This window comes from Bacteroides sp. 90-K9/2 (genome assembly GCF_047310725.1).
Lineage (GTDB): Bacteria > Bacteroidota > Bacteroidia > Bacteroidales > Bacteroidaceae > Bacteroides > Bacteroides vicugnae.
On the sequence record NZ_JBCGVL010000010.1, the window covers coordinates 97,374 to 119,201 of the forward strand.

General features: G+C 40.6%; 21 protein-coding genes. 4 read left to right on the plus strand and 17 right to left on the minus strand.

Features of this window, described 5'->3' with window-relative positions; translation table 11 throughout:
- The 4 genes from AAHJ11_RS18990 to AAHJ11_RS19005 form a co-directional block, all read right to left on the minus strand.
- Positions 1–1,305, minus strand: a complete 1,305-nt coding sequence (locus AAHJ11_RS18990) for a hypothetical protein (protein ID WP_195649960.1) — start codon at positions 1,303–1,305, stop codon at positions 1–3.
- A gap of 435 nt (positions 1,306–1,740) precedes the next feature.
- Positions 1,741–2,103, minus strand: a complete 363-nt coding sequence (locus AAHJ11_RS18995; protein WP_148367644.1) for a DUF2023 family protein — start codon at positions 2,101–2,103, stop codon at positions 1,741–1,743.
- Positions 2,104–2,136: 33 nt separating this feature from the next.
- Positions 2,137–2,643 carry a flavodoxin FldA gene (gene fldA, locus AAHJ11_RS19000; protein ID WP_004311873.1) on the minus strand — a complete coding sequence of 169 codons (507 nt, stop codon included), beginning with the start codon at positions 2,641–2,643 and terminating at the stop codon, positions 2,137–2,139.
- A gap of 135 nt (positions 2,644–2,778) precedes the next feature.
- The gene (locus AAHJ11_RS19005; protein ID WP_234133665.1) at positions 2,779–3,954 is read right to left on the minus strand and encodes a phosphoribosylaminoimidazolecarboxamide formyltransferase; all 1,176 of its coding nucleotides are present in this window, start codon (positions 3,952–3,954) and stop codon (positions 2,779–2,781) included.
- Positions 3,955–4,162: 208 nt separating this feature from the next.
- Between AAHJ11_RS19005 and AAHJ11_RS19010 the strand changes: the two genes are divergently transcribed.
- Together AAHJ11_RS19010 and AAHJ11_RS19015 are read left to right on the plus strand one after the other, a co-directional pair.
- The gene (locus AAHJ11_RS19010; protein ID WP_148367667.1) at positions 4,163–4,867 is read left to right on the plus strand and encodes a hemerythrin domain-containing protein; all 705 of its coding nucleotides are present in this window, start codon (positions 4,163–4,165) and stop codon (positions 4,865–4,867) included.
- Positions 4,857–5,468, plus strand: a complete 612-nt coding sequence (locus tag AAHJ11_RS19015) for a helix-turn-helix transcriptional regulator (protein WP_074559659.1) — start codon at positions 4,857–4,859, stop codon at positions 5,466–5,468. The genes AAHJ11_RS19010 and AAHJ11_RS19015 overlap by 11 nt, the downstream gene beginning before the upstream one ends.
- A gap of 749 nt (positions 5,469–6,217) precedes the next feature.
- On the opposite strand, the gene AAHJ11_RS19020 is transcribed toward AAHJ11_RS19015, so the two are convergent.
- The 13 genes from AAHJ11_RS19020 to trpB form a co-directional block, all read right to left on the minus strand.
- The gene (locus AAHJ11_RS19020) at positions 6,218–6,865 is read right to left on the minus strand and encodes an acyltransferase (protein WP_217722511.1); all 648 of its coding nucleotides are present in this window, start codon (positions 6,863–6,865) and stop codon (positions 6,218–6,220) included.
- Complete coding sequence (locus tag AAHJ11_RS19025) at positions 6,817–7,764, minus strand: glycosyltransferase family 2 protein (protein WP_320974789.1); 948 nt, start codon at positions 7,762–7,764, stop codon at positions 6,817–6,819. The genes AAHJ11_RS19020 and AAHJ11_RS19025 overlap by 49 nt, the downstream gene beginning before the upstream one ends.
- An 11-nt stretch (positions 7,765–7,775) precedes the next feature.
- On the minus strand, positions 7,776–8,933 hold the full coding sequence (locus tag AAHJ11_RS19030) for a sugar transferase (RefSeq protein WP_320974790.1): 1,158 nt from the start codon (positions 8,931–8,933) through the stop codon (positions 7,776–7,778).
- A 17-nt stretch (positions 8,934–8,950) separates the two neighbouring features.
- Positions 8,951–9,316, minus strand: coding sequence for a response regulator (locus AAHJ11_RS19035; RefSeq protein WP_004300114.1), 366 nt, complete (start codon positions 9,314–9,316; stop codon positions 8,951–8,953).
- A 234-nt stretch (positions 9,317–9,550) separates the two neighbouring features.
- On the minus strand, positions 9,551–11,935 hold the full coding sequence (locus AAHJ11_RS19040; protein WP_320974791.1) for an LruC domain-containing protein: 2,385 nt from the start codon (positions 11,933–11,935) through the stop codon (positions 9,551–9,553).
- A 241-nt stretch (positions 11,936–12,176) separates the two neighbouring features.
- Entirely contained in the window at positions 12,177–13,217 is a 1,041-nt protein-coding gene (locus AAHJ11_RS19045; RefSeq protein WP_004300111.1) for an asparaginase, read from the minus strand.
- A 250-nt stretch (positions 13,218–13,467) separates the two neighbouring features.
- Positions 13,468–14,238: a tryptophan synthase subunit alpha gene (gene trpA, locus AAHJ11_RS19050; protein WP_195649966.1), complete on the minus strand. Its 771-nt coding sequence runs from the start codon at positions 14,236–14,238 to the stop codon at positions 13,468–13,470.
- An 18-nt stretch (positions 14,239–14,256) separates the two neighbouring features.
- Entirely contained in the window at positions 14,257–14,880 is a 624-nt protein-coding gene (locus tag AAHJ11_RS19055; RefSeq protein WP_195649967.1) for a phosphoribosylanthranilate isomerase, read from the minus strand.
- A 26-nt stretch (positions 14,881–14,906) separates the two neighbouring features.
- Positions 14,907–15,689, minus strand: coding sequence for an indole-3-glycerol phosphate synthase TrpC (gene trpC, locus AAHJ11_RS19060; protein ID WP_148367651.1), 783 nt, complete (start codon positions 15,687–15,689; stop codon positions 14,907–14,909).
- 111 nt (positions 15,690–15,800) lie between these two features.
- Entirely contained in the window at positions 15,801–16,796 is a 996-nt protein-coding gene (gene trpD, locus AAHJ11_RS19065) for an anthranilate phosphoribosyltransferase (protein ID WP_217722521.1), read from the minus strand.
- 4 nt (positions 16,797–16,800) lie between these two features.
- Complete coding sequence (locus AAHJ11_RS19070; RefSeq protein WP_217722523.1) at positions 16,801–17,367, minus strand: anthranilate synthase component II; 567 nt, start codon at positions 17,365–17,367, stop codon at positions 16,801–16,803.
- A 45-nt stretch (positions 17,368–17,412) separates the two neighbouring features.
- Positions 17,413–18,819 carry an anthranilate synthase component I family protein gene (locus AAHJ11_RS19075; protein WP_148367654.1) on the minus strand — a complete coding sequence of 469 codons (1,407 nt, stop codon included), beginning with the start codon at positions 18,817–18,819 and terminating at the stop codon, positions 17,413–17,415.
- Between the two features lie 48 nt (positions 18,820–18,867).
- On the minus strand, positions 18,868–20,055 hold the full coding sequence (gene trpB / locus AAHJ11_RS19080; protein ID WP_217722527.1) for a tryptophan synthase subunit beta: 1,188 nt from the start codon (positions 20,053–20,055) through the stop codon (positions 18,868–18,870).
- Between the two features lie 358 nt (positions 20,056–20,413).
- Here trpB and AAHJ11_RS19085 point away from each other — a divergent pair, with 358 nt between their 5' ends.
- Together AAHJ11_RS19085 and AAHJ11_RS19090 are read left to right on the plus strand one after the other, a co-directional pair.
- A complete protein-coding gene (locus AAHJ11_RS19085) occupies positions 20,414–20,554 on the plus strand; it encodes a hypothetical protein (protein ID WP_167511910.1) in 141 nt (46 codons plus the stop codon).
- Between the two features lie 80 nt (positions 20,555–20,634).
- Positions 20,635–21,780: an iron-containing alcohol dehydrogenase gene (locus AAHJ11_RS19090; RefSeq protein WP_320974792.1), complete on the plus strand. Its 1,146-nt coding sequence runs from the start codon at positions 20,635–20,637 to the stop codon at positions 21,778–21,780.
- Positions 21,781–21,828 lie beyond the last annotated feature (48 nt).

Here is a 21,828-nt window from a genome sequence, read left to right on the forward strand (position 1 = left end):
TTATTTCTTGATAAACCAACCAATATAGGCTATGCCTACAGAGACTAAGTTTTCGTCGTTATATTTTCCACCTCCTATGGAGCGGTGAGTGTAGTCTGCTTTAATCACTAGATTGGGTAGAGCGTAGTAATTCAATCCTGCTGTTACGGCTGATACCTGAAAACGTTTGTCGGCCAACAAACCTGTGTTAGCTTCTGTCTTTTCCATCGGATTGTAATATTCATAACGAATAAAAGGATAGATACGGGGAGCTTTTGAGTTAAAGAAAGAACTTATATTATATCCTGCTTCGCCTCCATAACTGACTGCATTCTGTGCTACTGTTGTATTAGGGTAACCGGAAGCAGCTGAAGAACTGTTATTGATTGTAGTTAAGGCTCCGCTTGCCCCTAAATTTCCATAAACGGCATTTCCGCGTACAATCAGATTGTTATTAAAGCCTTTGTATTGTAAATCACCGGTTACAATAGTTACCGGGAATTTATAACCTGTATTTCTCCAAGGTTTAGTTCCATTCTTTGCAGTCTGGTTGTAATAGAAAGAAGCACCTACTCTTAATCCTTTCACTCCATGGTAGTTAACACGGGCTACAAAAGCCGGGCTGGTAAAATTGTTTACTTCGAAGGCTCCTTGTCTACCGTTTTTTATCCAGTCTTCACTGCGAAAGCCTTGTGGATCAAGACCATTGACTAATTGAAGTTCGTAATCAAATCGTCCTATCTCGCCAAATACGGCAATACCTGTTTCATGCCATGTTGAAGGTAATATGGTTGTTTCACCTTCCGGACGGTAGACTCCAAAGAAATTGATTGGCTCATGGTGGTTATTTGTCAATCCTACCGGTACAATCATATGTCCGAAACGCAGATTGATGTGTTTATTAATGAGGCGGGTGATATGAAATTGTTCCAAAGCTACTTCACCACCTTTTTCAATCTCTGTTTCATACTCGCCATTCTCTTCAAACCATTCTATTTCACGAGCTGCTCCCGTGCCTCCATATTCAAATTCGATTTCGGTGCTCAACACCCATTTGGAAGAGAATTTATAATCGAAGGCTAATACAAAACGTGGAATGGAAATCTCTCCACGATTTAGTTTACCGGAACCATTTGGAGTGAAACGATTAAAATTATAATCTTTATAGCTTGCTGCCATTTCTCCATATCCTCCGAAACGAAATTTAGTATATTCTTCTGTGGAAGAAGTTTTACTGTCTTTAGACTTCTCTTCTGTTTCCTGTGCTGAAAGTGTACGGTAAGATGACAGGAAACAAAGAATAATGATTGCAGTTAATTTTCTCATCTTTTTTATAATTTTTTCGACTGCAAAGTTATGTGAGGTTAAAAATAACCGCAATACCCAATAGTAGGCATAGTTATTTCTTAAATTCAGTATATGTAGGTAATTTAAAACTAATGAGTGAATATAAGGATATATGTAACGAAATAAAACAAATAAAGGTGTATTACAGTATGATGAAATTTACTGAAATACACCTTTGTTTGTTCTAACATGTGAGATTAGTCGGATTAGTATCTGTCGGCTGTCATGGACAAATAGAAAATGCTGCCAATGTATGGGCAGTGTGGTGTGGCTTTTGTTTGTAATTGAGCGAATCGTTTCTTTTACAGCCAGTTCCCTTGAGTATCTCTACCATCAAGAAACAGCCTCTTCAGAAACGATTCAACTCAGACAAACTACATACAAACAAAGCTAAACTTATGCTAAGGTTATCGCTTAAACTGCTATCTTTATACCTTCTTTTTTACTGCAATATCGTTTGCATTGCTGGCAAAGGTCATATCCCAGCATGGCTCCTAAAATAAAATCTTCTTCGGCAGTCAGTTGGTTTAAAGGACGGATGATGATGTGCCGCATGGCTTCCATACATTCTGCCTTTCCAAAAAACAGGTTGATTTTATTGGTTCCTACTTCCTGTATCATATAACTGATCTTTTGATTTTTCAATCGGCGGATGGCAAACTCTTCGTGCTCTTTACTCATTGTGTAAAGTACCATGTTGCGTACGCCTTTCTTAAACTCATAAATATGATTAAGAAAAATCCGGATTTCGCCGGGGATGATTCTTTCAGTTGCCATGATGCAAAGTATTCTTTTTATGTTAAGGTAAAATTAGCTAATTTCTTGTTTCACTTGTTCAGCCCATGCGCTGATACGTTCGTCTGTTTTGCTATCTTCGTTGACTTCGTCAAGTGGAAGACCTACAAACTTACCGTCTACGACGGCAATGGAAGAATCGAAGGTATAGCCTGCAGTATCTGTTGCTCCACAGAATTTACAGTGGGTATCTTTTAGGTCTTCATAAAGAATACCTATTGCGTCACAGAATGTGTCGCTATATGAGTCAGAGTCGCCGCAACCGAATAGGGCTACAGATTTGTGGGATAAATCACACTTCTTTAAAACTTTGACTCCATCGTACCAGTCGTCTTGGAGTTCGCCTGCTCCCCAGGTGGAAGAGCCGAGCACCAATACGTCATATTCATTGACTAATGCCTCTGTTAACTTGGATACATCAAATACATCTGCCGATGGTACATCTAATTTCTCTGCAATTCGACGGGCAAGGTCTTCTGTTGTTCCGGTTGTGGAACCATAAAATACACCAATTTTATTCATCTTTGATTCGTTTTTAAATGTAACGCTGCAAAGATAGAGGGTCTTAAAGAAATAGGAAATCCCCATTTATAATGGAAGATTTGTCTCCTTCTCATTATAAATGGGGATATATGGAATAAAAAATGGTCGATCTTTTTAATGGTGGAACAAGCGGATGCCTGTAAATGCCATTGCCATATTGTATTTGTCGCAAGTTCCAATCACATGATCGTCACGTACTGATCCGCCCGGTTGTGCAATATAGCTGACGCCACTCTTGTGTGCGCGTTCTATATTATCTCCGAATGGGAAGAATGCATCCGATCCTAAAGCTACGCCTGTCATCGTATCCAACCATGCCCGTTTTTCTTCGCGTGTCAGTATTTCCGGCTTTTCGGTGAAGAACTGTTGCCAGATGCCGTCTGCCAGTACGTCGTCATAATCTTCCGAGATGTAAACGTCAATTGTATTGTCACGGTCTGCACGACGGATTTTCTCAATCCATGGCAAGTTCATCACTTTCGGGTGTTGGCGTAAATACCAGATATCTGCTTTATTTCCTGCCAGGCGCGTACAGTGGATACGTGACTGTTGGCCTGCGCCAATACCGATTGCCTGTCCGTCTTTGGCATAACATACAGAATTGGATTGTGTATATTTTAAAGTGATTAAGGCAATGATTAAGTCGCGTTTTGCATCAGCCGGGATTTTCTTGTTCTGCGTAGGCATCTCTTTCAAAAGACTTTCATCGATCTTCAATTCGTTTCTTCCTTGTTCGAAAGTTACTCCGAATACATCTTTATGTTCGATAGGAGCCGGGCGGTATGCAGGATTTATCTTTATTACATTATAGGTTCCTTTTCTTTTATTCTTTAGAATCTCCAGTGCTTCGGGAGTATAGTCAGGAGCAATGACGCCGTCGGATACTTCACGGTTGATGATGCGTGCTGTTTCTTCGTCGCAAGTGTCGGACAATGCGATAAAGTCTCCGTAAGACGACATACGGTCTGCTCCACGTGCACGGGCGTATGCTGTAGCCAATGGAGATAGTTTCATGTCATCGACAAAATAAATCTTCTTCAGCGTGTCACTCATTTCTACCGCAACAGCAGCACCTGCAGGGCTGACATGTTTAAAAGAAGCGGCGGCCGGCAGTCCGGTAGCTTCTTTCAGTTCTTTCACTAGTTGCCAACTGTTGAATGCATCCAATAGATTGATATAACCGGGACGTCCATTCAATACTTCGATGGGGAGTTCGCCTTCTTTCATGAAGATACGGGCAGGCTTTTGATTAGGGTTGCAGCCGTATTTCAGTTCGAGTTCGTTTGCCATTTTATTAATTACAAATTACGAGTTACTAATTACAAATTGATAGCGACAAAATTACTAAAAAAAGACTAGCTTGCCTAAAGTTGCGCCACAAAATAGTAGCATATAATTAGTATTTGGCTATTTCCGGCGAATTAAAATACCTATAAATGATGATTGCATTTCAGCAAAATATTCCGTTCCTTTGCAGTCTCTAATATAAATAGGTATGATGGATAATTTACAAAAATATAAGTCAACTGATAAGATGATCGATCTCATCAGCGATAATTATTCTTTGTTGCAAGTGATGAGTCGTTTTGGGCTTTCGTTGGGGTTCGGTGACAAGACAGTCAAGGAGGTTTGTGAACTGAATGGAGTAGACTGCCGGACCTTTCTGATTGTAGTCAACTTTATGGCTGAAGGCTTTTCCCGGCTCGATGGAGATAAAGATGATATTTCCATACCTGCATTGATTGATTATCTGCGGCAGGCACATATTTATTTTCTGGATTTTTCTCTTCCTGCTATTCGTCGTAAACTGATCGAGGCAATCGACTGTTCGCAAGACGATGTTGCTTTTCTCATCCTTAAGTTTTTCGATGAATATACACGAGAGGTGCGTAAGCACATGGATTATGAAGAGAAAACCGTATTTAAGTATGTCGATTCATTGATTAAAGGAGTTGCCCCAAAAAACTATCAGATCAGTACATTTTCCAAGCATCACGATCAGGTAGGGGAGAAATTGACAGAACTGAAAAATATCATTATTAAATATTGCCCTGCCAAAGCAAATGAGAATCTTCTGAACGCGGCTCTTTTCGACATATATGCTTGCGAAGCCGGACTGGAATCTCATTGCAAGGTTGAGGACTATATTTTTGTTCCTGCTATTCTGAATTTGGAAAGGAGGATTAGGGAAAATGAAAAATAACGAAGTCGTTCGAATAGCTATTGCAGAGACTTCTGTAATTATTCGTGGTGGATTGACTGCTGCATTGAAGCGTCTTTCTAACGTAAAAGTGCAACCAATAGAATTGTTGTCTGTTGAAGCTTTGCACGATTGCGTCCGGACGCAATGTCCGGAGATGTTGATTGTCAATCCTACTTTTGGTGATTACTTTGATGTAGCTAAGTTTCGAGATGAAATATCCGGTAAAAGAATACGTTTAATAGCCTTGGTTACTTCTTTTGTAGATGCTTCATTATTGGGTAAGTATGATGAGTCTATTTCAATATTCGATGATTTGGAAACTCTTTCTAAGAAAATTGCAGGTTTACTGAATGTGGTTTCCGAAGAAGAAGAGATGGATAATCAGGACACGCTTAGCCAGCGGGAAAAGGAGATCGTCATCTGTGTGGTGAAGGGAATGACAAATAAGGAAATAGCGGAAAAGCTATTTTTGTCGATTCATACGGTGATTACACATCGGAGAAATATTAGCAAAAAATTGCAAATACATAGTGCTGCCGGTTTGACTATCTATGCTATTGTAAATAAGCTGGTTGCGTTGAGCGATGTGAAAGATTTATAGCCTGCGGAAGTGTTATAAAATATAAAACCGTTTGCGCACACGAAAAATATTCGTACCTTTGCAAAGCAGTTGAGAAATTGCTGTTAGTTTATAAGGTAAAAGAAAATATTAAATAAGGTATTAGATTAGATAGTTTTAAGGTATTAAAAGTTTTTTAGTTTAGTTCAATAGGATAAGTTTTTAATAGAAGGTAAAAGGATAACAATAGGTAAGACGTTTTAGGTAAAAAGAAGATTGGTTTTCAGGAAATTTGAGGTACTATAGAAAAGCCTTTAGGCTTTTCTGATGCAGTGGCGAGTGGTTCTATAAAAAGAATTAGCTCGTTTTTTTATTATATGGGATTTAAGTCTGTCGCATTGTTATGGGTTAAACAGAGAGCATTATTATTAGTCTAGATTATATAGTGGGTTTAAGAATCCCTGTGAGCGTAAAAAAATAGTGACGGTATATGACAATGATACCGTTACTATCCCATACATATCCCGTCACTATCCTTGCCGGATAGCGTCACTATTTTGTGGACGAAAACTTATCGATGAATATGGTTGCTTGATCTTGCAGGTTAGGAGGGTAATAAGAAAACAAAATCCCGACGAAATCGCTTCGGCAGGACTCTATTTCATTTTTTACTTAAATGTGGCTACGTAATAAAATTATGACTAATTAATTCAATTCTGATACTGCAAAGATAATGCATTTCAGAATGTGTCACAATCACCTTTATGAGGTATATTCTGTAGCTATTCTCACTATTTATGGTTAGTAGCAGGTGTTTTCTCTACTTTTTTCCACTCTTTAGTCTCGAAATCGTATGTTTTTATGATTCTTGCAGGGCATCCGGCACATATTGAATAGGGTGGGACGGAATGGCTGACTACACTTCCGGCAGCCACTACACAATGTTTCCCTAAAGTTACTCCCGGTAGAATGACTGAATTGGCGCCTACCCATACATCATCTTCGATGACAACGGGCAGTGTGCTGACGCCTTGTTCGTCAATCATCTTTTCTGCATCCTGATAATTATGGTTGAGCCCTGTGACCGTTACATTCTGTGCCAGGTTGACATGATCGCCAATATTAACCGGACCTATGATTGTGTTTCTCAATCCGATGCGTGTGTAATTTCCTATTGTTAAGTTGCCAACTGCATTATTCAGACAGGAGAAGTCTTCGACAACAGAATATCTACCCAAAGAGAACCGGTTGAAAGGAGGGAGGTCTTTGCGTACACTCCGATAAATGACAGAGCCCTTTCCACGTTTCAGGTATATGAAATCGAAGAGCCGTATCCACCAATTAGGGCGAGTTTTAACGGGATGCATGATAAAACGATGTACAGCTTGTTTTAAGCCGGGGTTTTCTTTAATTCGCTGTTTAAGTGTTTTCTTCTCCATATTGAATGTTTTTTCTTCTTTTTGTCCTCTACCAGATAATCAGGAATTGCCAGGCTATAAGTGATTAATAGACCGAAAAGTGCAATCCACCATCCGAATGATAAGGTCCAATTATATACGGTAATTAACGAAGCCCATATACTTACGAAGATACATAATGTAAGCGGAGAAGGCGTTAATTGTTGTACGATCCGGTTGCAGAAACTCCAGTTTCCTTCAAATATGGAAGGGAGTAAGTAGGAAGTTGTTTTCCGAATACGTTTACGGTAAGGACAGACGGGCGCAGACTGGCAATAAACGATCACATCCGGCAAGTAGTCAATGTATATATTCTGTCGGAATAATTTTCGTTCAATATTAGTCTTAGAACTTTTCATGTTCTTTTGCAGCCATTTTAGGTCAATTGCCATATTAGTCCCCAATAAATTGGATGACAGTCCGAATTGTGTATTGCTGGCTCTGCAGAGGCTGTTTTTTATTTCCTCACGTATAGCCCGAAAGCGATTACGGATGCCTTTGCGGTTTTCTACCACCGTATGTAGTTGGATGGCTTGTACACCGGCATCATAGGCATTATATATCTTATTCAGGAATTGCGGAGATAAAGTGCATGCTGTATTGGACAGGAAGAGAACCAGATCGTATTGCTCCTGGTCTAAACTGTTGATTGTCTGATGCAGATCGCTGTATGTGATAAACTCGTACGCCTCTTCTTTATACATATCCGGAAGAATACTTCCCTCCGGAACGAGAATGGCGCAACCATATTCTTTTTGAGCTTTCGGGTAGATAATATGTTTGCAATGTGAGGCTATGGCCATCACAAAGAGGTATAGGAGCAAAAGCCCTGTACAGAAGAATATCAGATCATCTATTATGTAGATATAAGAGTCTATCATCTGGAAGGAGATTATACGTTCTCTTTTTGAATGAATGCAGTAACTGTTTTCAGAATAATCTTTATATCCAACCAGAAAGAGAATGTCTTTGCATAGGTGATATCCAATTGCTTGCGCTCTTCAGCAGAAAGCTTACCGGCTTTGCCTCTTTTCTCTACCTGCCATAAACCGGTCAATCCGGCCGGACCCATAAAACGGTCGATGTATTCATCGCTTGTCAGTAACTCGGCTTCATAGAGTGGGAGAGGGCGGTTGCCTACTATTGACATATCCCCTTTTAAGATATTAATAAGCTGGGGTAATTCGTCAATACTATATTTACGTATAATACGTCCAATCTTAGTTATTCGAGGGTCATTTTCCAGTTTGACGAAAGCATTGCTTTTTTCCTTGGACTTCTTATTAATGTAGTCTTCTTCGGAGATTACGAAATCGTCGGATATCAAGAGGATTTCTTCTTCATTGATTTCTTCATTCACTTCCGCTTCCGGTTCTTCTCCCCAAATATCCTCATCTTCCTGCTGGTATTGGTTAAGGGCATTGAAATCTTTTAAATGCTTGTCGGCATCGGTATACATCGAACGGAATTTAAGGAAGTCGAATATCTGATAATTGCTCCCTACTCGTTTGGATTTGTAGATAATGGGACCCTTGCTTTCTACCCGGATAGCTAGTGCAGTAAAGATTAAGAGAGGAGAAAGACATAATATCGCCATTCCTGAAAAGAATATATCAAAAGTTCTTTTCCATAAAGGCAGTCGGAAAGCATTTATATTTTGTGCTTTCAGTTGGAGTGCCTTTATTTTCTGATCTTTTCTTCGTTTAAGGAAAGTTGATAAATTTTTTACAGCCTCCTGGCTTGTTTCATATTTTATCGTATTGTTGATACCGGCTTTAAGGTATTCAGATGCTTCTTCCTTAGATAAGGAGTCGATAACGAGTACCATATAAAGCCCCGGATACTTTTTACGCATGTATTGGATATCTGCAATATCTTTGGATATGTTCACTTGCTCGAAAAATAGAGCGGCGTCGTATTTTTCGCGTATTTTCTCCAATACTTTGACAGCTTTGCTACAATTGGGCGCAGCATAGAATACCCCAATACTTAGTCGGGAGAGTAGTTCTATTGTTTTGCTATCTCTGCCTATATAAACAAAATATTGCATGTGTAGAAGACCCGGTATTAGTCAATAATCTTTTTGATTCGGATTTTGAGTTCCAAAGGGTTGAATGGTTTCAGGATATAGTCTTCTGCTCCCTCTTCCAATAGTCTGATTCTTTCCGTTGTACTTTCCTCACTGGATAACATAACGATAGGAATTGACTTGAATAATTCATTGTTCTTCATGTATCTTAAGAATTCATCCCCCATCATGAGAGGCATACGAATGTCTGAAATAATGAGGTCAGGTACATTGCCTTCATTAAGCCATTCTATTGCTTTGATGGGATCTTCCAAATAGGTAAAATCATACTCTTTTCCTAGATACACACCGGCCACTTTTCCGATTGTCGATTTATCGTCGACTAGTAATATTTTTTTCTTCATACGAATAGACCTTTCTATCGCTTGCTTTGTTATTTGATTTGTAGATTAAGATTGTTGTCACATAATATTTGTGATACACTGCAAATATAGATATTATTTTAGAATAATTCCCAATCTGGAGAGTAAAATTCGTGATATATCTTTTTTTTCTATTAATTGCAACTTACAGCATCTTAATGAAAAAACACGGATTCCTGTTTTATGAAATCCGTGTTAAAGATTAATTGTTAGGCTTTATTTATATACTCTTGATGAATCAAAAGTTTTCCACCATTCTTCATTCTTAGTACCGCCACTGGTTACCCAACTTTCGAATAATGAGTAAGCAGATTTGATATTCACATATTCCAACGGCCATTTGAAGTCTGTCGGAACCATGATTCCCCATGCCAGGTTATCTTTGCTGATATAATATCTCTTGCGGGAAGTAGAGCTATCGTCGTTGTTTCCTCCGAACAAATCGGTATTTGCCAACTTAGTTGGCTGATAGCCGACAATATGAATCTCCTTACGCTGGTTCCTGTTTCCTTCTACGAAGATGAAAACATTCAGTTTGTTGATATTAAGTTCATCCACAGAGATAGGGTTATTGAACTTTATAGTGAAGCTGATATTTTTAGGACTCGTATTAGCAGAGTGGCCTGCAATCGTGTTAATCTGTTCGTAACGGTCTCTTCCCAAAGCTTTGTGAGCATCGTCAAATAATGGAATAACCGCATAGTCCTGTCCGTTCTCAATCAGATTACTATTCACATTGAAACCTTTAAAAAGAGAGTTGTCACTGAATTCCACCGGCTGCGTAATGGTGCTGGCAGGAACACCGTCCAGCATGATAGCAGCTCCAATACTCTTGGTAGCTCCGGCAGCCGATAAATCAAGACTTAACGTGAACTCTTCTGCTTTATTGCTCTTGTTGATAGAGATCTTTCTTTCCTTGACAATCAGAACAAGGTCGTTCATATCGTAATCCCCATATAAAGGCCATTGGTCTTCAAACAGATAAGCATAATTACGATTATCATCCATGATGATCGGGAACTTAGGATCTTCAGGATCTCCTCCTTCATTACCATTATTCTTGGTACCTGTACAGACTTCTATCGCAACTTTGGATTCTCCCATTTTGGTAAAGTATGCGCCATTCAATACATGGAAGTTCTCCCACCATTGTTCCTTTTTAACGTGGTTATCACATTCAATAACCAAATTTCCATCATACGTGAAACCTTGTCCGGTGATAACCGGTGATTTTATCATAGAAGTATTTTCGCCTTTTCCATAAAACTTGGCATAACCGGGAGGTATGCTGATACTTGTCGTAGCATCCAGCATAGAACCATCACTTAAATTTACTGTTCCATTAACAAACTCCATTTTAGGAGCTTTCAAATATCCTTGAGTAAAGTTAAACGTCGCTCCGTTGGCATAGAAAGAGGTAGTTGCTTCCATGCTACAAGCGTTATTGACAGTCGTATTGGTAAGACTGATGGTTGTAAACTTCATGATGTTGTTGTTAGTAGCAACAGCGTCGGAATTTGCAATTAATTTCTCTCCATAAATCTCTCCGTTATTTTCCAATGAGAAATTAGACGGCAGATTTAATTCACCTTCCAAACTGATTTTATTGTCATTCACAATTTTCGTATTGGAATTGATTGAGATATTCTTGCTGGCTATGGTTCCTTTGTTGTAGAGTGTTGCACCGGAATGTAGCGTCATTGTGTTTACTACAGTCAGTGTGCCCCAGTTTCTTAATGCGGCAGGCGCTCCATTAGTGAATGATATATCCTCTGCATTTACTTCTCCCTTTTCCATAATGGTCAACATGGAGTTTCTAATGAATGTCATGGTTCCTGATGCTTCAATTTTAGCATTATTCATCACAATGATTTCAATTCCGTTTTGGAATTGGAATGTTGCGGGAATCGTCCATTTGGCATCTACATAAACTTTGGTTGCAATTTCACCGTCATAACCGTCAAACTTGAATGTGCCGGTATAGTCGGAGGTGATTTTGTAAGAAGCATCACGCTGCAAAGTGGTTCCTGACATTTCAGTCACTTCTTTTGCATTAGCAGGTATGGAATAGTAATCAGGCTTTTCAAATGAAAAGCCTCTTGTAGCAGCGGCACGACTCATCAACGCCCTATTTTGTGCAGTGGATCCTGCATAATAGAGTTTACAGATCATGTTATCGCTGTTTTCCGGCACATCGAACTGATATACCTGTTCACGTCCTCTAGGGTCGGTTTGCTTCACATAAATACCCTTTTGAGTTGGCAGCAGACTGATAGCGGCTGTAACTTTAAAGTTGTTTTCTTTATTAGCTGTTCTTGTAGCTAGTACGGAGGCATTTTCGTTAGTTAAGGGATCATCTGCATATATTTCAACTAGATAAGCAAATAACCCTCCTTCTTCATCTTTCACTTCGACCGAGACATTTTTAGTGGTTATCATGCTCCAATCGATATCATCGGGAGCAGCAAAGCCATCTCCCATCGGGTTAGGTGTTTCGTAAGACGGATCATAGAGATCCTTTCCAGAGTCAACACAACTAGACATAGTACCTGCCATTGCTATTGCAATGATAGGTACAAATTGAATTGTTTTCTTCATCATAATGTATTATTGCTTGATTGTTTGTAACCAAATCCATTACAAAAATAACTGCATATCTTTTATTGGAAATGTTTTTTCTGTTATTTTATAGAGTGAAAACAACTATATTTCCGTTTTGGTTCTTCTTTGGCTCTTTTAGGTTTGATTCGGCCTTGATGATGATGAAAAGAATGCCCTTGATTTTCACTTTTATACAACTGTTTAAAATGAAAATCAAGGGGTTATAATAGATGGATTTAACTTAAGACTTGGTGATCTCTCCTATTAAGCAGGAGTTCATTTTATATCGGATATCCTTGTTGGGTAATCCATGTCCCAATAAAAACATGAGCTTTGTTATGGCACATTCGGGAGTACTGTCATATCCACTGATTACACCTGCTTCCAGAAGATGCATTCCTGTTTCGTAACGTCCCATTTCTACTGCTCCGGAGGCACATTGTGTAATGTTGACAATGATAATTCCACGATCGGTAGCTTCCTTTAGTTGGCGGATGAACCATTCTTTTTGCGGAGCATTTCCCGAACCGAAGGTTTTCATGACAACCGCTTTCAATCCCGGAACATGAAGCAGAGAAGTCACGATACTCTCTTGAATGCCTGGAAAAAGTGTTAGAATAACCACATTAGTGTCGAACAGGTAATGCGGCTTTAACGGTTTTGTCGGGTCTGGTTTCCGAATGAGATTAGGTTCATATTTAATGTGGATACCTACCCGTGCCAATGGCGGATAATTGAAAGAGCGGAAAGCGTTGAAATTCTCCGCATTGATTTTGGTGGTACGGTTACCGCGCATTAGATGATTTTCAAAGAAAATACAAACTTCAGGAACGATGGCTGTACCATCCGGGTTTTTAGCTGCAGCAATTTCGATGGCTGTGATGAGGTTTTCCTTTCCGTCTGTGCGCAAAGTCCCGATCGGGAGCTGGGAACCTGTGAGGATGACAGGTTTACTTAGATTTTCGAGCATGAAACTTAGTGCAGAGGCAGTGTAAGCCATTGTGTCTGTTCCATGAAGGATGACGAAACCATCGAAATAATCATAATTGTAATTGATGATCTTTACCAGTTTTGCCCAGTAAGCAGGTTCCATGTCCGAAGAGTCGAGAGGGGGATCGAACTGGTAGGAAGAGATGCGATAGTTGAATCTTTTTAGCTCGGGCACATGTTTAAGCAAATGATCGAAGTTGAAGTTTTCTAAAGCGCCTGTTTCCGGATTCTCTATCATTCCGATAGTTCCACCCGTGTAAATTAACAAAACGGAAGGGGTTTCTGCTCTCATAATTGTTGAATTACTGTTAAAACACTGACAAAGATATAGATTAATTACGAATTATGAGCAGTAAATGATGAATTTGTATGTAGTTTATGATGAAATGTTATAAATCTGAATAATTATGCGGAATAATCAGATGAATTATAAGAAAATGGCTTCTATATCGTTATAGGTAAATAATCAAAGTAATTAAGCAGAATAACCGTACCAAATCATTCTACTTAATTACTGATTGCCGGATTGCCGTCTGTTGTACTTACTTCAATGCTTCTTTTAATTTCAGAATAGCTTTTTCCGGGTCTTTTTCTTCTTCAAGCAGAGTGACGAACTTGCTTCCGATGATAGCTCCGGAAGCGTGTTCACAAGCTGCTTGGAATGTCGCTTTATTGGAGATGCCAAACCCTACCATCAACGGATTGTTCAGGTGCATATCTTCTATCTTTTTGAAGTAAGCCCGTTTTTGTTCGTTGAAATCCTGTTGCGCTCCGGTGGTTGCTGCTGATGAAACCATATAAATAAATCCGCTGGTATGTGTATCTATCTCGCGTACCCGTTCTTCGCTGGTTTCCGGTGTGATGAGCATAATCACTCTGATGTTATAGCGTTCGGCAATGATACGATAATGTTCTTGATAATCACGGAAAGGGAGGTCAGGGATAATGACGCCGTCGATACCACATTCCACACATTTACGGCAGAAATTCTCAAATCCGAATTGCATGATTGGATTTAAATATCCCATAAGTACAAGTGGGATTTTTACGTCTTTGCGAATATCCCGTAATTGTTCAAAAAGAAGTTTTAGAGACATACCGTTGCGCAATGCCTGAGTAGCGGCATTCTGAATAACAATGCCATCTGCCATCGGGTCACTGAAAGGAATGCCGACTTCAATCATGCTCACTCCGTGCTTTTCGAGCGTGCGGATTACATCGGCAGTGCCATCTAAAGTAGGAGTACCGGCACAAAAATAAATAGAAAGTATGTCTTTCTTGTTACTATTGAAAAGTTGATTAATTCTATTCATGACGTTGAAATTTTTAGATTATGATTTTAATTCATTTAAAAATGTCCGGATACGCTCCGGATCCTTTTCTCCCGGTTTCAATTCAAAACGGCTGTTGAGATCGTATCCGGCAAGCCGGGGATGCTTGAACTCTTTCAGGGCATTGGCACTGTACGAGTTAATACCTCCACTCAATAGAAAGGGTACATGTCCATTGTACATATCCAGAATGCTCCAGTCGAATTGATTTCCCGAACCACCATACTGTTCGCATTTGGTATCGAACAGAAAAAGATCACAGACTTTTTCATAGTCATATACCTTTCTCAAATCTTTGGGACGGTCTACTGAAAAGGTCTTGATGATTTTCAATCCAGTGGAATGTAAGGACCGGCAGTATTCCGGCGATTCATTTCCGTGGAGCTGCACATAATTCAGTCCGAAACGATCAGCATACATGCTGATTGTCTGCTTGTCTTCGTTGACGAAAACTCCGACACGCTGAGCGTGAATGGGCAAGTAAGCCGGAAGCTCGTAGACATATCGGGGAGATTTAGGATAGAAGATGAATCCCAGCATATCTATGCCTTCGATAGACTCTACGTCCTGTATGTTTTCAGCTTCACGCATACCGCATACTTTGATAATTTTTCCGTTAATCATAGGGCTGTCCGTTTTGAATAATTAGTTTATTGGATTGCTTGCAGGAAATTCTGTAAAGTTTCTCCCGGTTGCTGTGTTTTCATAAATGTTTCACCGATCAGGAATCCTCGGAATCCGGCTGCCCGAAGTCGTTTTACTATTTCCGGATCGGAGATGCCGCTCTCGGATACCAATACAGCATCTTGGGGGAGTTGTCCGGCCAAGCGGAAAGAGTTTTCTACATCAGTGAAGAAAGTACCTAGATTACGGTTGTTGATTCCTACCATATCTATTTTCTTGTTGATGTATATTAATTCCTCGGAGCTGTGAATCTCCAGGAGAACTTCCAGACCTAGTTCATGAGCTTTTTCTGCAAGTTCATTACATTTCTCCGGTTCTAATGCGGCTGCGATAAGAAGTACGGCATCGGCACCGACAATTTTGGCTTGATAAAGCTGGTATTCGTCAATGATGAAGTCCTTCCTAAGAATGGGGATCTCTACCAAAGGGCGTGCAGTGCGGATATCCTTCAGGCTTCCTCCGAAAAACTTCTCGTCGGTAAGGATGGAAAGGGCGGAGGCTCCTGCTGCTGCATAGGAGGGGACAATCTCTTCCGGGCATGCTTCTTTCTTTATCCATCCTTTGGACGGAGACCGGCGCTTGAATTCAGCGATAATACCCGATGCAGAAGAGGATAATGCCTGCTTCATAGAACGAGAGGTCGGAGCTTCGCTGATACCTTCCTGTAATTGCTCGATGGAGATAGCCTGCTTTTGCAGGTCAACTTCAAATCGTTTGTTTGCTATAATCTCTGATAATATATCTTTCATCAGTTCGTAGGTTTTTATATTTATGATGATTTAGGCACGGGGTACACGGATTTTACGGCTTCGGATTAACAAGAACTGTGTAATCCGCGTAATCCGTGCCTAATTTTACATTTAACTATTTAACTCAATGAATTTCTTCAAAGTTGCTAATGCGCGTCCACTTTCCAATGACTCTTTGGCGAGAGCAATACATTCTTCAATAGTCTTCTCCGGACAAATCACATGGATGGCGAAAGCTGAATTGACTACCACTACATTCTTTTGAGCTTCCGTAGCTTTGTTATTTAGGATCTGGTCGAAAATCTTAGCTGCATCTTCCGGTGTTTGTCCACCATCCAGGTCAGTTTCCTTATAGCGGGAGAATCCGAGACTCTCGGGAGCGTAAATCTTTTCATGATCGCTGGTCGCCACTTTAAACTCATTTGTCAGAGAGATTTCGTCATATCCGTCGAGACTATGAACAACGGCAAATTTCGTCTTGCTTTCCTGATAAGTATAGGTATAGAGACGAAGCAACGGGAGGTTGTAAACTCCTAAAAGCTGATAGGCCGGTAATACCGGATTAACCAACGGACCGAGCATATTAAAGAAAGTGCGCACTGCCAATCCTTTACGAACCGGAGCTACAGCCTTTAATGCCGGATTGAATAAAGGAGCATGCAGATAGGCAAGATTACATTTTTCCATGCTACGACGCAGTTGATCGATGTCACTGGTGAACTTTACACCGTGTTGCTCCATCACATTACTGGCACCGCTGACTGATGTTGCTCCGTAATTACCATGTTTCACAACCGGGAAACCGGCTCCGGCAACAGTGAAACAAGAAGCTGTGGAAATATTAAATGTATTTTTTCCATCACCTCCGGTTCCTACGATATCTATCGGAGCAAATTCACTTAAATCAACCGGAATACGCATTTCAAGCAATGCATCGCGGAAACCGCATAATTCTTCTACAGAGATATTACGCATCAGAAAGACGGTAATTAAAGAGGCTACCTGTACATCATTATATTTTCCTTGTGCGATGTTCTGTAAAATGGTGCGAGCCTCATCGCGTCCTAGATATTGATGTTCGAAAAGTTTGTATAGAATCTGTTTCATAAGTTTAATCGTTTAAGAAGTTTTTAATAATTTCTTTTCCTTGCGGAGTTAATACTGATTCGGGATGGAACTGAATACCATGTACATGGTAGGTCTTATGGCGGATTGCCATGATTTGTCCTTCCTGACTTTCTGCCGTTATTTCCAGGCAATCGGGAAAACCTTCCCGGCTGACTACCCAGGAATGGTATCTTCCGACAGGGATTTCTTTTCCCAATCCTTCAAAAAGCAAATCCTGGTGAAGGATGGTAATCGGAGTCTGTACTCCATGATATACTTCTTTGAGATTTTCCAGACGTGCTCCGAAAGCTTCGCCGATGGCTTGATGACCGAGGCAGACACCCAGAATACTTTTGGTCGGAGCATATCTTTTAATAATAGGTAATAGCAGTCCGGCTTCTTCGGGTATGCCCGGTCCGGGAGACAGGATGATTTTATCAAATCGGTCTACTTCATCAAGCTCTATCTGGTCGTTGCGGACTACTTCTACATCTGTAGCCCCTAATTCTTTCACTGCGTGCAGTAGGTTATAAGTGAAAGAGTCGTAGTTATCTAAAAGTAATATTTTCATTTTTATTGTCATTGTAAAATGGTTGTTCAAATACTATCTCTGCTTTCAATTTTTTAGTTTGACAGCTAAATCAATCGCCTTTTTCAGTGCTCCCAGTTTATTGTTCACCTCTTGCAGTTCGTATTCATCCTGACTGCGGGCTACAATACCTCCTCCGGCTTGGAACCAGAGTTCATTGTTGCGGCTTACAAAAGTACGGATGGTGATAGCCTGGTTTAATTCGCCGTTCAATCCGATAAAACCGATACAGCCACCATAGGCTCCACGATTATGTGGTTCGATTTCGCTGATTAACTGCATAGCGCGTACTTTGGGAGCACCGCTTAATGTGCCGGCAGGAAACGTGTCAATAAACGTTTTTATTTTGTCTGCGCCCTCATTCAACATACCGCTGACGCGGCTTACCAAGTGAATGACATGGCTATAATATTGTGGTTCCTTATAGAATAGAACGCGTACATCATGACAATTACGGGAAAGGTCGTTTCTGGCAAGATCAACCAGCATGACATGCTCTGCATTTTCTTTAGGATCGGCTAGTAAAGCTTCTGTCAGTTCCCGGTCTTTTACTATATCTCCGGTACGGCGGGTAGTTCCGGCAATCGGATCGATGTAAGCACGACCATCTTCGATTTTGCAATGTGTTTCCGGTGAAGAACCGAAGATGCGGTATCCTCCGAAATCGAAGTAGAAAAGATAAGGAGAAGGATTGATGCTGCGGAGTGCGCGGTAAACTTTGAAATCATCTCCGGCATAAGGTTGGATAAATCTTCTGGAAAGTACGATTTGGAAAACATCTCCACGCATACAGTGTGCGATTCCTTTGCGGACATTGGCTTTATGTTCTTCGTCGGTGATAGGGCTGGTAACGGGACCTGTTACAGAGAAGTTGTAAGAAGCATAATTCCGGTTTTCGATGGCTGCTTCCAGTTCCGGCAAGCCGCTTTCTTCTCCTTCGGACAACATTTCAACGAGTGTCAATTCATTTTTGAAATGATTGAAAACAATGACATACTTATATAATATGTATAGCAAATCCGGAGCATCATTTTGCTCATCGTGACTTTCTTTCACCGGGATGTGCTCGAAGTATTTCACAGCGTTAAACGTCGTGTATCCGTAAAGTCCACATACATTCTTATTATCTCCGGTCACTTGGAATTGATTGATAAACCGGTTCATGGCCTTTTCTACATGGAAGGTTTTTGTCAAGGGTTCTTCCGTGCGGCTGTTATCGGGATATTTGGCAGTGACAATTCCACTGTTTATACCGATGCTTGCCAGGGGACAGAGGGCTATAAATGACAAGGAATTTTCTCCGGCATGATAATCGGAACTTTCCATTAATGCAGATTGCGGATACATGTCGCGGACTTTCAGGTAAATGCTGACGGGAGTATGCATATCTCCGAGCACTTGTTTGCTATGAGTTGTATAATTAAATGTTTTCATTTCTATAATTGCTTGATTATTGATTACGAATAATGGTTTACTAATTACTTATTGCTGTTCATTAAACGATAAATAGGTTTCAATATCTTTGTCTCCTCGTCCTGAAACAGTCAATACAACGATATCTTCCGGTTTGAACTTCAATTTTTTCAAAGCTCCTAATGCATGGGCAGATTCCAGTGCAGGGATAATACCTTCGAGTTTAGTTAGTTCGTAAGCGGCTTCTATTGCTTCGTCGTCATTGATTGCCAAAACGTTGGCACGTCTTTGTGCGGCAAGATTGGCGTGTATCGGGCCAATGCCCGGATAATCCAGTCCGGCGGAAATCGAGTAAGGCTCTTCAATCTGTCCGTCTTCGTTTTGGATGACGTAAGTACGCGCTCCGTGGATAATTCCCATTTTACCGAGTTGGATGGTAGCGGCGGTCATTCCGGTTTCTATTCCTTTGCCTCCGGCTTCTGCCAGAATGATGCCTACCCGTTCATCATTGATATAATGATAAATCGTTCCGGCAGCATTACTTCCTCCTCCGACGCAGGCTATCAGATAATCCGGATAGTCACGTCCTTCTTTTTCTTGCAGTTGTTTTTTTATTTCTTCGCTGATAACAGATTGCAGGCGTGCCACCATATCAGGATAAGGATGAGGGCCTACGGTAGAGCCGATGATATAATAAGTGTCGGCAGGATGACAGCACCAGTCGCGGATCGCTTCGTTGGTGGCGTCTTTCAAGGTCATATTTCCGGAAGTAACGGGAATAACGGTAGCTCCCAGCATTTTCATTTTCTCCACATTGATGTGCTGGCGTTCTACATCCGTCTTTCCCATATAAACGATACATTCCATATCCATCAATGCACACACGGTAGCTGTTGCTACTCCATGTTGTCCGGCTCCGGTTTCGGCGATGATGCGCTTCTTTCCCATGCGGCGTGCCAGCAAGATTTGTCCGATGGTGTTGTTGATTTTGTGTGCACCGGTATGATTCAGGTCTTCCCGTTTCAGATACAACTTGCAACCATACTTTTCGGAAAGGCGTTTTGCCAGATAGAGTGGGGAAGGGCGTCCTACGTAGTCGCGTAATAATTGCTCAAATTCCTTTTTAAATTCTTCGTTTTCAATCACTTCGAGGTACTTGTTTGTCAGTTCCTCAACACATTTGTGGAGGATTTCCGGTACGTAAGCACCACCGAATTCTCCGTAATAGCCATCCTGGTCAACTAAAAAACTTTTCATAATCCTATCTATTTTTTATGTTATTATCTAATCTGTTCGAAAATGGGCAAATAAAAAGAGCCCTGCCGCAAGTTGCGACAGGGCTCTTTCAAATCTGTTATATCTTTAATGAGGTATATACATACGAGCACTGCTCCCTTACGACTGTCGGAGTTGTAACGGGTGCCACCACCAATATGTATTTACTAACATTGTTCTCATTGTCTTTTGTAATTTTATGAGGGCAAATATAGACACTTTGTTTGAAACAGCAAACAAAAAATGACTTTTTTTCTCTTTTGCCTTCATTTTTCTGATATAGAACAATTTTCAACCTGAACTGTTCTTATAAATATTGAATATTTAAACAAAAACAATTATGAAACAGAGAAAAGTTTTAGTAGGTATTGCTATTGCCATTTTCATTATATTATTATTGTATTGGTTATTGGTAGCAGAGGATATGAAACCTTGGTTGTCGGCTATGGTTCCTTCCGTGGTACAACAATTCTTCGCTTGATTCTGACAGGGTTCGGATAAATCATGTATCTTTGCAAGGAGAGTGACTGATAACCAAAATAATAACAATAGACTAACGATATGGAAAATTTTATTTTTCAAAATCTCGTGAAACTGATAATGGGAAAAGGGATGATTGCCCGGCTGGCTAAAGAAATACCATCCGACAAGCGTATTATGATTACTTTTGGCGGCGGAAGCGTGAAGAAAAACGGAGTATACGATCAGGTAAAAGAAGCATTGAAGAATCATTTTACAGTAGAATTCTGGGGAATCGAACCCAATCCTGCCATTGAAACTCTTCGTAAAGCTATTGCTTTGGGAAAAGAAGAGAAAGTAGATTATCTGCTGGCTGTTGGTGGTGGTTCCGTTATTGACGGTACGAAATTGATTTCTGCAGGAATCCTGTATGATGGTGATGCCTGGGATTTAGTACTTGCCGGACGACCAGTCACTCATACTGTGCCTCTTGCCACTGTATTGACTTTGCCCGCTACCGGTTCGGAGATGAATAACGGGGCAGTTATTTCCCGTCGTGAAACAAAAGAGAAATATCCTTTTTATGCCAACTATCCAATCTTCTCTATTCTTGACCCGGAAGTAACCTTTACCTTGCCTCCTCATCAGGTGGCCTGTGGTTTGGCTGATACCTTTGTTCATGTGATGGAGCAATATATGACTACTCCCGGGCAGAGCCGCATTATGGACCGTTGGGCGGAAGGCATTTTACAAACTTTGGTGGAAATAGCTCCGAAAATCCGTGAAAACCAGCATGATTATCAACTGATGGCTGATTTTATGCTTTCGGCTACAATGGCATTGAATGGATTTATTGCTATGGGAGTGTCGCAAGACTGGGCAACTCACATGATTGGCCATGAAATTACTGCTTTGCACGGATTGACACATGGTCATACGTTAGCCATTGTTCTTCCTGCCACTTTACAGGTGCTTCATGAAGAAAAAGGAGACAAGCTTTTGCAGTATGGTGAAAGAGTCTGGGGAATTACTTCCGGTACGCGAGAAGAACGGATTGATGAAGCGATTTGTCATACCGAAGAGTTCTTCCGTTCACTTGGGCTGACTACACGTTTGCATGAAGAGAACATCGGACAGGATACTATCTTGGAAGTCGAACGTCGATTCAATGAACGTGGTGCTAAATATGGAGAGAATGGAAATGTAACGGGTGCTGTTGCCCGCAGGATATTAGAGACTGCACTTTAAGCATACTCTTACATTAAAAATATAGGATAAAGAGGATATTGGAACAGA

Excerpts from the sequence above, each read along its gene's own strand:
- AAHJ11_RS18990 (WP_195649960.1), bottom strand. The coding sequence starts at position 1,305 with ATGAGAAAATTAACTGCAATCATTATTCTTTGTTTCCTGTCATCTTAC.
- AAHJ11_RS18995 (WP_148367644.1), bottom strand. The coding sequence starts at position 2,103 with ATGGCAACTGAAAGAATCATCCCCGGCGAAATCCGGATTTTTCTTAAT.
- fldA (WP_004311873.1), bottom strand. The coding sequence starts at position 2,643 with ATGAATAAAATTGGTGTATTTTATGGTTCCACAACCGGAACAACAGAA.
- AAHJ11_RS19005 (WP_234133665.1), bottom strand. The coding sequence starts at position 3,954 with ATGGCAAACGAACTCGAACTGAAATACGGCTGCAACCCTAATCAAAAG.
- AAHJ11_RS19010 (WP_148367667.1), top strand. The coding sequence starts at position 4,163 with ATGGATAATTTACAAAAATATAAGTCAACTGATAAGATGATCGATCTC.
- AAHJ11_RS19015 (WP_074559659.1), top strand. The coding sequence starts at position 4,857 with ATGAAAAATAACGAAGTCGTTCGAATAGCTATTGCAGAGACTTCTGTA.
- AAHJ11_RS19020 (WP_217722511.1), bottom strand. The coding sequence starts at position 6,865 with ATGGAGAAGAAAACACTTAAACAGCGAATTAAAGAAAACCCCGGCTTA.
- AAHJ11_RS19025 (WP_320974789.1), bottom strand. The coding sequence starts at position 7,764 with ATGATAGACTCTTATATCTACATAATAGATGATCTGATATTCTTCTGT.
- AAHJ11_RS19030 (WP_320974790.1), bottom strand. The coding sequence starts at position 8,933 with ATGCAATATTTTGTTTATATAGGCAGAGATAGCAAAACAATAGAACTA.
- AAHJ11_RS19035 (WP_004300114.1), bottom strand. The coding sequence starts at position 9,316 with ATGAAGAAAAAAATATTACTAGTCGACGATAAATCGACAATCGGAAAA.
- AAHJ11_RS19040 (WP_320974791.1), bottom strand. The coding sequence starts at position 11,935 with ATGATGAAGAAAACAATTCAATTTGTACCTATCATTGCAATAGCAATG.
- AAHJ11_RS19045 (WP_004300111.1), bottom strand. The coding sequence starts at position 13,217 with ATGAGAGCAGAAACCCCTTCCGTTTTGTTAATTTACACGGGTGGAACT.
- trpA (WP_195649966.1), bottom strand. The coding sequence starts at position 14,238 with ATGAATAGAATTAATCAACTTTTCAATAGTAACAAGAAAGACATACTT.
- AAHJ11_RS19055 (WP_195649967.1), bottom strand. The coding sequence starts at position 14,880 with ATGATTAACGGAAAAATTATCAAAGTATGCGGTATGCGTGAAGCTGAA.
- trpC (WP_148367651.1), bottom strand. The coding sequence starts at position 15,689 with ATGAAAGATATATTATCAGAGATTATAGCAAACAAACGATTTGAAGTT.
- trpD (WP_217722521.1), bottom strand. The coding sequence starts at position 16,796 with ATGAAACAGATTCTATACAAACTTTTCGAACATCAATATCTAGGACGC.
- AAHJ11_RS19070 (WP_217722523.1), bottom strand. The coding sequence starts at position 17,367 with ATGAAAATATTACTTTTAGATAACTACGACTCTTTCACTTATAACCTA.
- AAHJ11_RS19075 (WP_148367654.1), bottom strand. The coding sequence starts at position 18,819 with ATGAAAACATTTAATTATACAACTCATAGCAAACAAGTGCTCGGAGAT.
- trpB (WP_217722527.1), bottom strand. The coding sequence starts at position 20,055 with ATGAAAAGTTTTTTAGTTGACCAGGATGGCTATTACGGAGAATTCGGT.
- AAHJ11_RS19085 (WP_167511910.1), top strand. The coding sequence starts at position 20,414 with ATGAAACAGAGAAAAGTTTTAGTAGGTATTGCTATTGCCATTTTCATT.
- AAHJ11_RS19090 (WP_320974792.1), top strand. The coding sequence starts at position 20,635 with ATGGAAAATTTTATTTTTCAAAATCTCGTGAAACTGATAATGGGAAAA.